The sequence below is a fragment of the Domibacillus sp. A3M-37 genome (assembly GCF_024213455.1).
GTDB classification, from domain to species: domain Bacteria; phylum Bacillota; class Bacilli; order Bacillales; family Domibacillaceae; genus Domibacillus; species Domibacillus tundrae.
The window spans coordinates 407,655-421,903 of record NZ_JANAVL010000001.1 but is presented as its reverse complement, the minus strand read 5'-3'; the positions used below and the strand labels follow the sequence as shown (position 1 = coordinate 421,903).

Sequence of the window (14,249 nt, the reverse complement as noted above, 5' to 3'; positions counted from 1 at the left end):
GGGACTGAACGGCCGCCTTGCGCTTTTTTATGCTAAAATAAAAGAAAAACTAGAGAGGTGTTTTCATGCTGGATCAGGCACGCAGTTTTTTGCAGTCGCACTTCGGCTATGATTCATTCCGGACAGGCCAGGAACAGGCGATTTCACAAGTGCTGGGCGGCGAAAATACGATATGCGTCATGCCGACAGGCGGGGGGAAGTCGATCTGCTACCAAATTCCGGCGCTCGTGTTAGAAGGTACAACGATTGTCGTGTCACCGCTCATTTCTTTAATGAAGGACCAGGTGGATACGCTGCTTGCGGCAGGCATTCCGGCCGCATATATAAACAGTTCGCTAAGCAGTGCGGATTTATATGAAACGATGAAATCTGCACGAAATGGAGAATATAAGCTTCTTTATATTGCGCCCGAGCGGCTTGAATCGTACTCGTTTGTAGAACAGCTAAAGCAGTTGACGGTTCCGCTTATTGCGGTGGATGAGGCTCATTGTATTTCCCAATGGGGACATGACTTCCGGCCGAGCTATCGTCACATTCAGCGCATGACGGATCTTTTTCCGAACGATCCGACGGTATTGGCACTGACAGCAACCGCGACGCCGCACGTACGCGAAGACATATGCCGCCTTCTTTCGATCGAAGAAAAAAATACGGTCATTACCGGCTTTGAACGGAAAAATCTATCATTTTCTGTTATTCAAGGCCAAGATCGCAATGGCTTTTTAAAAGACTATTTAAAGAAAAATGAAAAAGAATCCGGGATTATTTATGCGGCAACACGCAAAACAGTTGACCAGCTGTATGAACGTCTACAAAGAAGTGGTATTTCTGTGGCGCGTTATCACGGCGGCATGAGCGACAGCGACCGGGTTGACGAGCAGGATCGCTTTTTAACGGACGAAGCGACTGTGATGGTGGCGACAAATGCGTTTGGAATGGGGATCGACAAGTCGAACATCCGCTATGTCATTCATTTTCAGCTGCCGAAAAACATGGAAAGCTATTATCAGGAAGCGGGACGTGCCGGACGTGATGGACTCGACAGTGAATGTATCGTACTTTATTCGTCGCAGGACGTGCAGACGCAGCGGTTTTTGATTGATCAGGCACTTGAGCGCGAACGCATTCCGCAAGAGTTGGAAAAGCTGCAAGGGATGGTCGATTACTGCCATACCGAAAAGTGTCTGCAGCAGTTTATCGTCTCGTACTTTGGTGATCCGTATCCAAAGCCGTGCGGACGGTGCGGCAACTGTACGGATTCCAGGGACAGCGTCGATGTGACAAAAGAAGCGCAAATGGTGCTCTCGTGTGTCATCCGGATGGGGCAGCGATTCGGCAAAGCAATGACCGCCCAGGTGCTGACAGGATCGCGGAATAAAAAGCTCATTGAACTCGGTTTTGATGGGCTTTCCACGTATGGGATTTTGAAAAAACAAAGCGTGAAAGATGTGACCAGTTTTATTGAATTTTTAATTTCGCAGGAACTGATCGGGGTGGAGCAAAAGCAATTTCCAACCATTTTTGTGACTGAACAGGGACGAGATGTTTTGCTCGGTAAACAAGCCGTCATGCGAAAAGAAGCGGTCCGGACGAAAAAGATTGCAACAGACGATCCATTGTTTGATGTGCTGCGCGCCCTTCGAAAAGAGATTGCGGAAAACGCAGGTGTTCCGCCGTTTGTTATTTTTTCCGATAACACGCTTCACGACATGTGCGCCAAGCTGCCGATGGATGAAGAAGATTTCTTAACGGTGAGCGGCGTTGGCGAAAGCAAAATGGCGAAATACGGCGAAGCGTTTTTGCAGGAAATTAAAGCGTATAGTGAAGCGAATCCAGAGCGGCAAAAAGATCTGACTGCGGAGCCGGTGGCCGCAGCCCCGAAGAAAAAGTCCGTGAATTCGTACCTGGATACGCTGGAACTGCACCAAAAAGGGATGTCTGCTGAGGCAATCGCGGTTGAGCGGGAACTAACGGTCAGCACCGTAGAAAATCACTTAATTCAGTGTATGGAAGAAGGACTGAATGTGAATCTCGACCTGCTTGTGCCGTCAACGTATTACGAAGCGCTCCAAAAAGCGGTTAAGGAAGCGGGTGCGGACCGGCTGAAGCCGATTAAAGAGCTGGTGCCGGAAGATGTGACGTATGGCATGATTAAAGTCTTTTTGGAAATGCGGAGACGGAACCATGTTTGAGGTGAAAGAATTCCCTGAGTTTTCCTGGTCGTTCTCGCGCCATAAAACATTGATGACGTGCGCCAGGAAATATGGATACGACTATTACGCGGGGCATAACGGCTGGCTGTATGACGCCGATGAATCTGTGAAGCACGTGTACCGGCTGAAAAAGCTGAAAAACGTGCCGATCGCCTTTGGGCAAATTGTGCATGAACTCGCCGAAAAAGCGGTCCGTCTTTTTCTGGAGCACGGCTATGTCATGACGGAAGCGGAATTGATCGGACAAGCAAGGGAGATGCTGAACCTTGCTTATACCGACTCGCGCGACCGAAAGCCGCAATGGACGCAAAAGCCAGCTCGGTTTCATATGCTGTACGACATGTATTATGGCGGCGAATTAAACCGGATGGAAGCGGAAGAATACAGACGCCGTCTGCATATTGTTTTTCAAAACCTGCTTTGGAGCGGATCGTTTCGCGACATAACCGAACGCCCGCAGACGATGCAGTTTCAGCAAGCCGAAGAATTTCGCTTTATGACGGTTGACGGCGTAAAAATCTTTGTTGTTATGGATTTGCTGTACCGTGATTTGGAAGCGGGCAAATGGGTGATCGTCGACTGGAAAACCGGCAAAGAAGCAGACGATGACCGGAGCCAGCTGGCTTTGTACGCGTATTACATCATGCAAAAATACGGCGCAAGTGTGGAAGAAATTGAAATCCGCAACGAATACGTGCTGACCGGCGTGCAGAAATCGTATCGCTTGAGCGACGCGGATATTGAACTTATGCTCCAAAAAATGAAGCAAAGTGTTCACATGATGCGCCGTTACCAGCTTGATATGATTTCAAATGAACCGGTCGAGCTGGGGGACTTTCCGAGAACCGATCACGAACGTCGCTGTGAAACGTGTAACTATAAAGAAATTTGTCTGGCATCGTCTTAAGGGCGATGTCTTTTTTTATTTTAAAAAGAGTGTACAGGTGACAGTCACGTGAGAGAAGTGACTGATAAAATAGCAGGTTCGACCGATAAAGCAATGGATCTGACCGGTAAACTGATTTTATCGGTCAGATCGTCAGGTTTATTAGTCATTCCAAAAGATTTATCGCTCAGATCAACAAGTCCCGGTCTTAAAAAGAGTGAGCTTTTTTGTTGCGCAGTTATCAGTTTAGTATTAAACTGATATCATCAACAACGTAAAGGAAGTGAGCCGGATGCAGAAGAGAGAGCGGATGATCAGTATTCTGGCCTGGTTTCGGCTGTCGCGGTTTTACAATGAAAGCATTCGCCAGTCGAACCAATATTTAAAAAAGTGTGGGCTGTCGATCGCCCAGTTTGACATATTGGCGCAAGTCGGAGCGAACGAGCGCATCTGCCAGCAGGACCTGGCTGAAAAGCTGCTCGTCACAAAAGGAAACATGACCCATATGCTGTCGAAAATGGAGCAGATCGGCTGGATTCAGCGGGAGCGTGAGTGGAAAACGAAATACATTACACTCACAGAAGAAGGGCGTACATTGCTGGATAACGTACTGCCGGTGCAGGAACAGTTTCAAGCGGATCAGTTTGGAAAACTTTCAATAGACGAAAAAAAGCAGCTGCTTTTTTTGCTGAAAAAATTACAATCTTGAGGAGTGAATCACATGGAATTTAAAGGAATTCATCACGTGTCGGCGATTACAGCGAATGCGGCGGAAAACGTGAAGTTTTATACAGAAGTTTTAGGAATGCGGTTAATTAAGAAAACGGTCAACCAAGATTCCACATCTATGTATCACTTATTTTATGGTGATGAAAAAGGAAATCCCGGCACGGAATTAACCTTTTTTGAAATTCCGATGGCAGCAAGAAATCACAACGGCAATAACTCTATTTCAGGATTGTCACTCCGTGTGCCGAATGATGCAGCACTTGAATACTGGAAAAATCGATTTAATGAATTTGGCGTAACGTATCAGGATGTCATTGATCAGGGAGGGCGCAAAGCAATGCCATTCCAGGACTTTGAAGGACAGCGCTTTTTCTTAATTTCAGATGAAACAAATGATGGCATTCAAGGCGGTTCACCTTGGAAAAAAAGCCCGGTTCCAGCTGAATTCAGCATAATCGGTCTCGGGCCTGTTCATTTAACCGTTCCTTCTTTCAATCCAACCGCGGATACGTTAACGCAAGTGATGGGCTTCCGGGAAGTAAACCGTTATCCGTCACCAGTAGAAGGACAGCCGGATGTAATCGTATTTGAAACAGGCGAGGGCGGTACCGGGGCGGAAGTGCATGTGGAAGAGCGCAACGACCTGGCGCCTGAACGGCAGGGGCGCGGCGGCGTTCACCACGTGGCATTCCGCGTGGAGGATGAAGAAGAACTGCACAAATGGATCGCGCGCCTGCGCGAGGCACGCATCGGCAATTCCGGCTTCGTGGACCGGTTTTACTTTAAGTCACTGTATTTCCGTGAAGCAAACCGTATTTTGTTTGAAGTAGCGACAGATGGACCTGGCTTTGACACGGATGAAGAGCTGGAGCATCTCGGTGAATCGCTCGCGCTTCCGCCATTTTTAGAGCCAAAACGTGAGCAGATTGAAGCCCGTTTAAAACCGCTGCCAACAAGTTTTAAATAAACATAAATGACACAACAAATGATGGCATCAAATAGATTTAAAAAGCCCGGCGGTGCAGCAAAAATCAACGAATTTGCAAAGGAAATTCCCTAGAGATTCAGGCATCTCCAGAAAGTAAGTCAATCTTCCGCTTAGCCGGTTTAAAGGATGGCTTACTTTTTTTTTATACCAAAGTAAAAATCGATACAGCAAGCAAACCTGCATAAAATGTATGCAAGACTATAAAAACACGAGAGTAGCTCGTATAGACAGCAATAAAGAAAAATAGTATAATCTTATAGTTCAGAATTTTCAAAAAAGGGGTGTTGGGATGATTAAAAGTGAGTATTACATACAAGAAATCCATGGGCCTTATGAAAGTTATGATTTAGGTGATTTTCAGTTAGAAGAAGGTGGTGCCATTCAAAATGGCAAGCTTGCGTATGTGACGTTTGGTGAATTAAATAAAACAAAAGACAATGCCATTCTAATTCCCACATGGTTTTCCGGTACCAGCAAAATAATGGAGACCTACATAGGAAACGGAAGAGCGCTGGATCCAGAAAAGTATTTTATTATAATCGTTAATCAATTAGGAAATGGGCTTTCAAGCTCTCCACACAATACGCCGGCCCCATTGAACATGGCAAACTTCCCCAAAGTACGGATTAGTGATGATGTCCGTGCCCAGCACAAGCTTATTACTGAAAAATTTGGAATCGAAGAATTAGCTCTCGTTGTAGGCGGGTCAATGGGAGCCCAGCAAACTTATGAATGGGCAGTTCGTTATCCTGATATGGTTAAACGGGCAGCGCCGATTGCAGGAACCGCCAAAAATACGATTCATGATTTTTTATATGCGGAAACATTAATCGAAGCAATTACATCTGATCTAAATTGGAATGAGGGTAACTATCAATCCTGTAAAGACGTTTCAGGCGGGCTGAAAAGACATGCTAAATTATGGAGTGTCATGGGACTGAGCACTGAATTTTATAAACAAGAAGCCTGGCGCTTATTTGGTGTGAACTCTTTAAATGAATTTATATATGACTTTCTTGAACCCTTATTTTGTGAAATGGATCCGAATGCTCTTCTTTGGATGGCATGGAAATGGCAGCGGGGCGATGTGAGTAGAATGACAGGTGGCGGCCTTCAAGAAGCACTTGGGAGAATCAAAGCAAAAGTCTTTGTTATGCCTATTGATTCGGATATGTTTTTTCCGCCAAAAGATTGTGAAGATGAGCAAACATTAATTCCAAATAGTGAATTTAGAGTCATTAAAAGTATCTGTGGCCACTACGCTTTGTTTGGAGCAGAAGGAACAGCTTATTCCGAGCAGATAGATAAACACCTTTCTGAACTTTTGGCCATAAAGATTTAACATTCAGAGTTATTTTGTAATCGCTTTCTTTTTTTTAGGTGTGGGATTTTTTAGTATAGCTTGATACTCTAAAACATCGATAAGTACGGCCGGATACGAACCTGAACAGCAACATTCCTACTTTAAAGGGGGAAAACCTTTGAATGCTACGCTTTCATGGCAGCAGTTTGTACTTCACGGAGAAACGGATAAAGACATTAGGAAAGAAATTTTAGATTCATGGAGAAAGTGTAAACAATTAGGTATTTCTCATGAATTGGATCAAGTAGTAAGTCATATCAGCAATAATGAATTTGCAAAAAGGCGTGAAAAAAACGAAGATCTGTTATCAGCGACCGCTCCGGTTATGAGAGAATTATACAGTTGTTTAAAAGGCGGCGGCTACTTGCTTTTACTCGCTGATGCGGATGGGTATTTAATTGAGATGATGGCGGATGCAAAAGCGCAGCGAATATGCGATCCCGGGGGGATTTACCCTGGTGCAAGATGGATGGAAGATAGTGTCGGTTCTACAGGACTTTCTATCGCTCTTAGAACCCGCACCGCTATGGCCACATCAGCGATGGAACATTATTGCACAGCTTTTCGAGTGTGGGATTGTTCGGCATGCCCTATTTTTGTAGATGGCGAGTTTGTAGGTGTGTTCGATGTGTGTCGGGTAGGTCCTGGAAATGATATACGTGAACTGTACACATTAGCGATTTCGGGGGCACGGGCTATAGCGGAAAGAATGCACCATGAGAAAAATAGAATAGAGGCAGAAGTATTATCCCAAATTCTCACTCACTCCGGGGATATTAATTTACAGTCCACTGGTATTCTTTCATTTGATAAATGGGGCAGGATGATATACAAAAATAAGTTAGCGTTTCAATTTATCCAATTACTCCAGCAGGAACATTTTTCGAATAGAAGGAACGAGCACTCTATATTTAATTATTTGAAAAATCATGTAAAAGAGAAGAACGAAGAAATTGTTTTGAAGGGGAAAAGATACCTCATAGAATCAAAACAATTAACGAAATGGAATCAAGACATAGCCACAATCATTCTAATCAAACCCGAAGTTAATAAGCAAATTTTCTATTCTACAGCAAAAAACACACATCAGGGCCAATCACACATTCATAATACCTTTCAAACAAAGAATACTGTTTTTAATAAAACCTTAAATAGAATAGTGAAAATTTCCAAAAGCAATGCGAGTGTTCTTCTTAAAGGGGAAAGCGGTACCGGTAAAGATTTCATGGCGCGGGCAATACATCAGGAAAGCAGCAGGTATAACAAACCTTTTATAGCGTTAAATTGTGCTTCCTTACCGAAAGAACTAATTGCTTCTGAGCTATTTGGCTATGCTCCAGGGGCCTTTACAGGAGCAAACAAGAAAGGGAACATCGGAAAAATAGAAGCAGCAAATGGAGGTACTTTATTTTTGGATGAGATTGCTGATATGCCTCTTGACCTTCAAGCGATTCTTCTCCGTACATTGGAAGAAAAACAATTAACAAGAATCGGAAGTACCATTCCTGTCCCCGTAGATGTACGATTCATTGCAGCATCCCATAAGTCTTTGCCATTATTAGTTGAAAAGGGGGAATTTAGGGAAGACCTGTTTTATCGTCTTAATGTATTTACTGTTCAGCTTCCCCCATTACGAGAACGGCCGGAGGATTTAGAGTCATTGATTAATAGCATGATTTCCTCATCTTGTAAAGAAGCTCATCGTAAAATCATAACCTTCACTCCACAAGCAATTGAACTTCTTAAAAGCTATCAATGGCCCGGTAATTTACGTGAGCTTCGGAATTTTATTGAGCGAATTACTTATCTTCATGACCAAGACCAATTTGACACATTACAAATACAAGACTTTTTGGATGTAGATGAAACATCCATATTCTCTTTAAATGAACGTGAACAGATCCAATTGGCATTAAGAAAAACAAAAGGAAATCGGGCACAAGCTGCCAAAGAGCTAAATATTTCACGAAGTGCTTTATACCGTAAATTAGAAAAGTACAGCATGTAATGGCTAGCAGTATTATTGTCTGTGCAAAAGTCAGTGACCGCTGATTTTGCACAGACTTTTTTCTTTTATCGTTTTTATAACATGTCCCGATGCCCGGACACTGATCGCGCTGCGGAACAGGTACTGCACATAAATTAAAGGGGCAAAACAATAAAAGAAGCTGTAATATCCTTCTATTAAACTCTTCATCATTTTGGCACACATATTGCATTATAAAAAGTAGTAGAGGAATAAAAGCACTCTACTAAAGCATAGTTAAAAGGAGGAATTAATTATGGCAGTTGCTGCAGAGTACGAATGGTCCACTCGTTTTCAAGAAGAGAACGATAGAAATGAAGAATTAAGTGCACACGGAAAGTTTTTTACCTGCTCCTATTTATTGGACATGGAAACAAAAAAGATTCTTATTCGAACACATTCAGGGAAAATTGACACAATTAACGTTGATCCTGGTCCACTTGATCATTATCAATTCGCCATTCGTGCCAGTGCAGATACATGGAGAAAGTTTGCGATGCCTACACCACCTCCAATGTATCATGGTATTTGGGCAGCAAGCTTCCAGGGTGATATGAAATTGGAAGGTGATCTGCTTGTTTTAATGCAAAATCTTCGGTGTCTCACAGCTCAACTAGAAATTCTTCGAGTTGTTGGTGCACCAGTTTAAATATAATAGATGAGGGGGAAATAATAATGCCAAAAGCTAAGTTTTCACCTGTTACAGGCCGTTATGTCACTATTGAAGTTGAGGGAGATGAATACAAAGTATTTTATTTGGAAAATGGGAGCGGTCAGCCCATTGTTTGTCAGCACACGGCGGGTTGTCACAATCATCAGTGGCGGGGGCTTCTTGAAGATGAAGAGTTCACTCAAAACTATCGCGTTATTGCCTATGACCTTCCTCGGCATGGAAAATCCGATCCGCCGCTTAACCAGGAGTGGTGGAAAGAGGAGTATAAATTAACTGCTGATTTCTATACGAAATTTATCGTCACCCTTTGCGATGCACTCGAGCTGGAAAACCCTATTTTTATGGGGTCATCTTTTGGCGGAAACGTGGCTCTTCAGTTGGCCCTTTACTATCCTGACCGATTTGATGCTGTAATTCCTGTAGAAGCTGCTGACTATTCCCCAGGGTTTTATTTGGATTGGTGGCAGCATCCACATGCGAACGCTGCTCAAGTGTGTGCAAGTGGCGTGTGGGATCTCATGGCTCCACAATCACCGGATAAAGATCGCTGGGCAACATGGTTTTATTACTCTCAAGGATCAGAGGCTTTTAAGGGTGACTTGTATTTTTACTCCGTTGATCACGACCTAAGAGGAAAGCTTGACCAAATACAAGGGGATAAGGTGAAAGTAGTAATGCTTACAGGAGACTATGATTATTTAACTACCCCTGAAGATGGACGGCGTACTGCCAGCCAAATAAAAAACGCAGAATTTATTGAAATGGTTGGTATTGGCCATTTTCCGATGAGTGAAAATCATGAATTATTTCGAAGCTATTTAAAAGAAGCATTGGACATGATTAGCGCAGCAAATAAAGCAAAAGCGTAAAATACATGCTCATATCGGATTACTAGCACAAACCATGGCGTTGGTTTGTGCTAGTGTTTTTTATTTTACAGCAGATTCGATTTCGTTAAATGCCCAATGATCAACCGGCACATCTTTAAATGTTGCGCTGTTTTTATCCAGGGTATCGCGGCTAAACAATTGATGAAGTACTTTTACTGCTTCGGCACGGGTAACCGTTTTTCAGGACGGAATTCATCGTTGCCATACCCGTTCATTAAGCCGGCAATGGATACTGCATAAATAGCATCATCTGCCCAGTGATCTTCTGCCATATCGATGTAGTTTAACGTTGATGGCTGAGCATTGCAGTAGGAAGCAAAAGCTGCATCTTCACAGACAGAATTCATGTAGCGGTTTATAATCGTCGCAAACTGAGCGCGTGTCAGCGGATCAGCAGAGCCAAACATACCATTAGATTTTCCTCTAATCAGGCCTTCAGCGGAAATGGCCGCAATCGAATCTGCAAAGCGGCTGCCGGCCGGTACATCCTTAAAAGGCGATCCGGAACCGGAAATATCAAGATTGCCTGCTAAAAAGGCGGTTAATTCTCCGCGTGTGACAGGTTGATCTGGACGAAACGTCTCATCTGTAAATCCATTTATATATGCTTTTTTGCCGAGCGATGAAGTGCTGTGGTATTCAAGGGCGGATACGGTGCCGCTCACTTCGTTGCCGACAAGCAGAATCGGTTTTTTCGTTGGGCTTTTTTGGGCCGATATAAAATCAAAGCCTTCCGGTGCGACATCGCCGGCAATTTTATCGCTAAAATCACGTGTGTTTGTATAGTTTAAAAAGACCGGGTTTTCCGGGTCGGAAATGTCGTACGTCATCACACCGCCGATGCGCTCAAGCCCAATCATTGCCACAAGCTTTCCATCAATGATGCCCGTTTTAATTTCTTCCGGCTCCGGTCCTTTTTTTGCACTGCGCTTGTCCATTTCATCGTCATCGTTTGACCAGTTAAAGTACTCCGGCAGTCGTTCAGCCGTAATCGTTTCAAAATCGCTGCCACTGTCAAAGACCTGCTCCAGCGTATCTGCTTTCCAGATCGAGAACGAACGGCTTCCTAATGTGTAAATGGCATCCGTGCCGCGGTCCGTCAGCACTTCAAGCTTGTCATACGCATCTGTCTGTTTCATGTCACTTTCCGCGAGATTTTCTTTCCAATCGCCAAAGTCCGCCACATTTACGAACTCTTCCCATTCCGTCGCGTCTCCTTCATTGGCTGTCAGTAAATAATCTTCTCCGTTGACCGTCACAGTGGAAATGGCATCTGGCATATAGGCACCGAGAACAGGAATAGGCTTAATGCTAATGTCGCCGTCGCGGACCGCATCAAGCGCGTTTTCTTCTTTGGAATGATCTTTGTAGCCAAGGGAACGGATGGATTGAACGGTTCCATTCGCCACATTTATGGCTGCCACCGCGTTATTTTCCTGCAGCGTCACATATGCTGTCGAGCCGTCACTGGACAAAGCGATGTACTCCGGTTCAAGGTCTGTTGCGGCTGAACCTGTCCGGATATGAACATCGTCCGCAATAATCGATTCATCTGTGAACGATACTTGCTTTGCCGAGCCGTCTATTGTATTCACAATCGTGACTGAGCCTGCCGGGTCCACGCCGTTTTGGAGTCCCATACGCGGCTCGCCTTCATTGGCACTTAAAAGATACTGCCCGTCTTCAGTAAATGTTACCATATCGGGTTGTATGCCGGCTTCATATGTATGAAGAACTTTGCCATTAAGATCCATGACGATGATTTTTCCGTTTTTCGTGTAGTCTTCGTGCTGCACGGCCGCCGCAATATGGTCGCCGTGAATCGAAATGCTCGTAATGTCTCCATATGTAAAGGAATTAGAGTTGACGAGCGCCGGCACGTTAATTTCTTTCTTTTTCGTCATCGTCCCTTTTTGGAGCGTCACAACATCGATTTTTTGATTTTTGCCGTTAATCACATAAAACGTATTACTGCCGGCATGGTACTTCACGATTTCTGCAACGCCGCCGTCTTCATCCGCTGTTCCTGATGTGTACGAAGCAATTTTTTTTACGGTGACATCGTTTTTGTAGGCAGCATCCGCCATTGCCGGCGCGAATAATGAAGCCGTTAATACGGCAGGAGCCATCCATTTGATCCAATTTTTCAATGGTATTCCCTCACTTTTTTCTTTTTAGCATAGCGTTTTCATATAGCGTCCGTGTGAACACAATGTAAACGTTTTGTAAAATAAGACGAATTGTCCGGATTTTGCTTAACAAAAAAAAGAACAAACCGATATAAATAGAAGAAAAAGTGTGCGGAGGAGGCAAAACGATGGTTGATCGTATAGGAGAAAGTGCAGCGCCGGCAATCGCCAAACCAATTGGAACAAAAGAAGTAAAAGAAGTAGAAGTGGGGCAGAAGCCTGTCACAGAGCCGGCAGAACAAAGCATTCTCTTAAAAGAAGAGGAGCTGCAGAAATTCGCCGACCAGGTCAATGCGTTTTTGCAGCCGAGCCAGACACACGTTCAATTTGAATACCATGAAGATCTGCAAGAATATTATGCGGTCATTGTGGACAACAACTCAGAAGAAATCATTAAAGAAATTCCATCGAAAAAAATATTGGATATGTATGCGGCAATGACAGAATTTATCGGATTATTTGTCGATAAAAAAGCGTAAGGAGGACGAAGATTATGGTGCTTCGCGTAGGCGGGCTCGCAAGTGGAATGGACATTGAATCCATCGTAAAAAATCTAATGACGGCAGAACGGATGCCCCTTGATAAATTAAAACAACAGAAACAGACGCTCGAATGGCAGCGTGATGATTACCGGAAAATGAACACATTGCTTCTCGACTTCCGGACGGAATTGACGCAAATGAAGCTGACATCTAAATACCGGTCGAGCTCGGTGACGACATCAGATGACACAAAAGTGAAAGCGACAGCGGCTACATCTGCTTCTCAAGCTTCATATAGCATATCGAGTGTATCTAAGCTTGCTGAAGCAGAAAACTGGGTGACAAATTCTATCGGTACAGTTAATGGAACCAAAGCATTAAGTACACAGCTTACACCTGGAGGTACACCAGCCTGGGATTGGGTACCCGGTAAAGTTGAAAGCAAAACAGTGACTAGTACAGGAGGTTCAACAGTAAGTCTTGGTGTGCCAAATGGATCTATTCAATCGGATAAAGCAGCCGATATGTCTATCAAAGTAAACGGTGTTACTTACGAGATGGTGGCGAGTATTGATGATTTGGCGTCAGGAGAAAACCAAGCAACCATTGATGCCAATGGAAATATTACATTTAGCCAATCGATTACGGCGGGAGCTTCAGTGAAAATTGACTATATCTCCAAAGCGGCAGTGGGTGAAACATATGCGAACTTCTCTATTACTACTCAAACATCAAAAGATGAAGTAAAAGAAAATATTCTTTTTAACTCATCAGAAACATTAAATCAAGTAGTGGATAAAGTGAATAAATCAAATGCGAATGTTTCCATGTTTTACGATACAGCAACGAATCGTATATCTTTAATGCAAAAAGAGACGGGAGATTTTACAACTGGAACAGCAAATAATATTTCAGTTGTCGGAGGCTTTGCTCAATCAGCTCTGCAATTCGGTTCTGCTGCAGTAACAAAAGGCAGTGATGCTGAATTTACGATCAATGGTCTTACGACGACACGTCATTCAAATACATTTGACATGAATGGAGTATCGATCACGTTGAAGAAAAAGTTCACATTAGCAGAGGGAGCCGCAAGCTTATCTGTTAATAAGGACTCCAATGCCATCTACGACAACATTAAAGGATTTATCGATAAATACAACACCCTGATCGGCGCGGTCAGCTCGAAAACATCGGAAGAACGGTATCGTTCTTATACACCGCTTACAGATGATCAGCGTGAGCAATTAGGTGATAAGCAGCAGGAACAGTGGGAAGAAAAAGCGAAAAGCGGCTTGCTTCGTCGTGACTCTATTTTAACCAGTGTTGTGAGTTCGATGCGGGGCAACTTCTCTCAGCCGGTGTCGAACAGCGAAACGAATGCCATGTATAAGCAGCTTGCGTCAATTGGTATTACAACAACCGCTAACTATTTAGAAGGTGGCAAGCTTCAGATTAATGAAGCGAAACTAAAAGAAGCAATCAACACGAATCCAGATGCGGTTGAGGCTCTGTTCCGCGGCGGCGGAGATTCAACATCTGTCGGTGAAAAAGGAATTGTGCATAGATTGTATGACACAGTCAATGCCACAATGGACCGGCTGAAAGAGCGCGCCGGCAACTCTTTTTCGACAAACCAGCAATTTGCACTTGGCCGTCAGCTTTCAGGTATCGACAGCGGCATTAAGCGATTCGAGGATCGTTTAACGCAAGTAGAAGACCGGTACTGGAAGCAGTTTACGGCAATGGAAAAAGCGATACAAAATGCAAACTCGCAGTCTTCTTATTTGATGCAGCAATTCAGCTCGTAATA

12 protein-coding genes are annotated in these 14,249 nt (G+C 43.9%); 11 read left to right on the top strand and 1 reads right to left on the bottom strand.

Annotated elements, in window-relative coordinates; translation table 11 throughout:
• The first annotated feature begins 65 nt into the window (after positions 1 to 65).
• The 9 genes from recQ to NLX67_RS02165 all read left to right on the top strand — a co-directional run bounded on the left by recQ (position 66) and on the right by NLX67_RS02165 (position 9,747).
• The gene (recQ, locus tag NLX67_RS02205) at positions 66 to 2,192 is read left to right on the top strand and encodes a DNA helicase RecQ (protein WP_254310186.1); all 2,127 of its coding nucleotides are present in this window, start codon (positions 66 to 68) and stop codon (positions 2,190 to 2,192) included.
• Positions 2,185 to 3,120 (top strand): RecB family exonuclease, encoded by a 936-nt coding sequence (locus NLX67_RS02200; protein WP_254310185.1) that lies wholly within the window; start codon positions 2,185 to 2,187, stop codon positions 3,118 to 3,120. The genes recQ and NLX67_RS02200 overlap by 8 nt, the downstream gene beginning before the upstream one ends.
• A gap of 48 nt (positions 3,121 to 3,168) precedes the next feature.
• Positions 3,169 to 3,360, top strand: coding sequence for a hypothetical protein (locus tag NLX67_RS02195; RefSeq protein ID WP_254310184.1), 192 nt, complete (start codon positions 3,169 to 3,171; stop codon positions 3,358 to 3,360).
• Between the two features lie 31 nt (positions 3,361 to 3,391).
• Positions 3,392 to 3,808, top strand: coding sequence for a MarR family winged helix-turn-helix transcriptional regulator (locus tag NLX67_RS02190; protein WP_254310183.1), 417 nt, complete (start codon positions 3,392 to 3,394; stop codon positions 3,806 to 3,808).
• Positions 3,809 to 3,820: 12 nt separating this feature from the next.
• Positions 3,821 to 4,795, top strand: a complete 975-nt coding sequence (locus tag NLX67_RS02185; protein ID WP_254310182.1) for a ring-cleaving dioxygenase — start codon at positions 3,821 to 3,823, stop codon at positions 4,793 to 4,795.
• 310 nt (positions 4,796 to 5,105) lie between these two features.
• The gene (locus NLX67_RS02180) at positions 5,106 to 6,158 is read left to right on the top strand and encodes an alpha/beta fold hydrolase (RefSeq protein ID WP_254310181.1); all 1,053 of its coding nucleotides are present in this window, start codon (positions 5,106 to 5,108) and stop codon (positions 6,156 to 6,158) included.
• Positions 6,159 to 6,297: 139 nt separating this feature from the next.
• A complete protein-coding gene (locus NLX67_RS02175; protein WP_254310180.1) occupies positions 6,298 to 8,187 on the top strand; it encodes a sigma-54-dependent Fis family transcriptional regulator in 1,890 nt (629 codons plus the stop codon).
• 274 nt (positions 8,188 to 8,461) lie between these two features.
• Complete coding sequence (locus tag NLX67_RS02170) at positions 8,462 to 8,854, top strand: hypothetical protein (RefSeq protein ID WP_046178161.1); 393 nt, start codon at positions 8,462 to 8,464, stop codon at positions 8,852 to 8,854.
• Between the two features lie 26 nt (positions 8,855 to 8,880).
• Positions 8,881 to 9,747 (top strand): alpha/beta fold hydrolase, encoded by an 867-nt coding sequence (locus tag NLX67_RS02165; protein ID WP_254310179.1) that lies wholly within the window; start codon positions 8,881 to 8,883, stop codon positions 9,745 to 9,747.
• Between the two features lie 173 nt (positions 9,748 to 9,920).
• Here NLX67_RS02165 and NLX67_RS02160 read toward each other — a convergent pair whose 3' ends face one another.
• Positions 9,921 to 11,918 carry a choice-of-anchor I family protein gene (locus tag NLX67_RS02160; RefSeq protein ID WP_254310178.1) on the bottom strand — a complete coding sequence of 666 codons (1,998 nt, stop codon included), beginning with the start codon at positions 11,916 to 11,918 and terminating at the stop codon, positions 9,921 to 9,923.
• Between the two features lie 167 nt (positions 11,919 to 12,085).
• On the opposite strand from NLX67_RS02160, the gene flaG reads away from it, so the two are divergent.
• Both flaG and fliD read left to right on the top strand, forming a co-directional pair.
• Positions 12,086 to 12,436, top strand: coding sequence for a flagellar protein FlaG (gene flaG / locus NLX67_RS02155; RefSeq protein WP_254310177.1), 351 nt, complete (start codon positions 12,086 to 12,088; stop codon positions 12,434 to 12,436).
• A gap of 14 nt (positions 12,437 to 12,450) precedes the next feature.
• On the top strand, positions 12,451 to 14,247 hold the full coding sequence (gene fliD / locus NLX67_RS02150; protein WP_254310176.1) for a flagellar filament capping protein FliD: 1,797 nt from the start codon (positions 12,451 to 12,453) through the stop codon (positions 14,245 to 14,247).
• The last annotated feature ends 2 nt before the right edge of the window (positions 14,248 to 14,249 follow it).

What these genes read in the sequence shown, in the direction of transcription:
- recQ (WP_254310186.1), top strand. Translation starts at nt 66, where the DNA reads ATGCTGGATCAGGCACGCAGTTTTTTGCAGTCGCACTTCGGCTATGAT.
- NLX67_RS02200 (WP_254310185.1), top strand. Translation starts at nt 2,185, where the DNA reads ATGTTTGAGGTGAAAGAATTCCCTGAGTTTTCCTGGTCGTTCTCGCGC.
- NLX67_RS02190 (WP_254310183.1), top strand. Translation starts at nt 3,392, where the DNA reads ATGCAGAAGAGAGAGCGGATGATCAGTATTCTGGCCTGGTTTCGGCTG.
- NLX67_RS02185 (WP_254310182.1), top strand. Translation starts at nt 3,821, where the DNA reads ATGGAATTTAAAGGAATTCATCACGTGTCGGCGATTACAGCGAATGCG.
- NLX67_RS02180 (WP_254310181.1), top strand. Translation starts at nt 5,106, where the DNA reads ATGATTAAAAGTGAGTATTACATACAAGAAATCCATGGGCCTTATGAA.
- NLX67_RS02170 (WP_046178161.1), top strand. Translation starts at nt 8,462, where the DNA reads ATGGCAGTTGCTGCAGAGTACGAATGGTCCACTCGTTTTCAAGAAGAG.
- NLX67_RS02165 (WP_254310179.1), top strand. Translation starts at nt 8,881, where the DNA reads ATGCCAAAAGCTAAGTTTTCACCTGTTACAGGCCGTTATGTCACTATT.
- flaG (WP_254310177.1), top strand. Translation starts at nt 12,086, where the DNA reads ATGGTTGATCGTATAGGAGAAAGTGCAGCGCCGGCAATCGCCAAACCA.
- fliD (WP_254310176.1), top strand. Translation starts at nt 12,451, where the DNA reads ATGGTGCTTCGCGTAGGCGGGCTCGCAAGTGGAATGGACATTGAATCC.